The sequence below is a fragment of the Bacillus sp. FG16 genome (assembly GCF_057809515.1).
Genome location: NZ_JBMDKC010000330.1, coordinates 1 through 459, shown reverse-complemented (window position 1 = coordinate 459; position 459 = coordinate 1). Strand labels below are relative to the sequence as shown.

2 protein-coding genes are annotated in these 459 nt (G+C 29.8%); both read right to left on the bottom strand.

The features are described from left to right. A partial coding sequence (locus ACODS7_RS32590; RefSeq protein ID WP_488828698.1) for a recombinase family protein occupies positions 1–98 on the bottom strand: 98 nt, incomplete at its 3' end. Between the two features lie 168 nt (positions 99–266). Beyond that, a complete protein-coding gene (locus ACODS7_RS32585) occupies positions 267–419 on the bottom strand; it encodes a BC1881 family protein (protein WP_006915692.1) in 153 nt (50 codons plus the stop codon). Positions 420–459 lie beyond the last annotated feature (40 nt).

Below are 459 nucleotides of genomic sequence, written 5' to 3'. Positions count from 1 at the left end.
ATAAATATCTTTTTACAACCAAATGATTCTAACTTTTCAATTTGTAACCCTAAATTCTGATCTCTTGTACTTACACGTGCATATCCGACTAACTCCATTCAAACATCCCCTTTCAAACGTCTAAAAGATATAATTCTTATGTACATTTAATTCTAGACTATCTTTTAGATGAAATCAAGAAGAAAATTCTATTCAAATCATGTTGTTTTCATTATCAAAATACCATATCTAAAACTCTCAACTTTTAGACATACAAACAAAAAGAGTTAATCTTGATTTATTAAAATAATAGCCGGTCCTTCCACAACTACTCCAGCCACTTCTACTTTTACATGTGGCTCTACATGGATTGATGTAACTCCATCTCGTTTCTCTAACTCTTCACTTATATCTTTTGTAGATACGTTCTTTAGGTTCATTTTATAATTCCTCCTCTTTTCAGGTGTAAAGAATATAAAA

Excerpts from the sequence above, each read along its gene's own strand:
- ACODS7_RS32585 (WP_006915692.1), bottom strand. The coding sequence starts at position 419 with ATGAACCTAAAGAACGTATCTACAAAAGATATAAGTGAAGAGTTAGAG.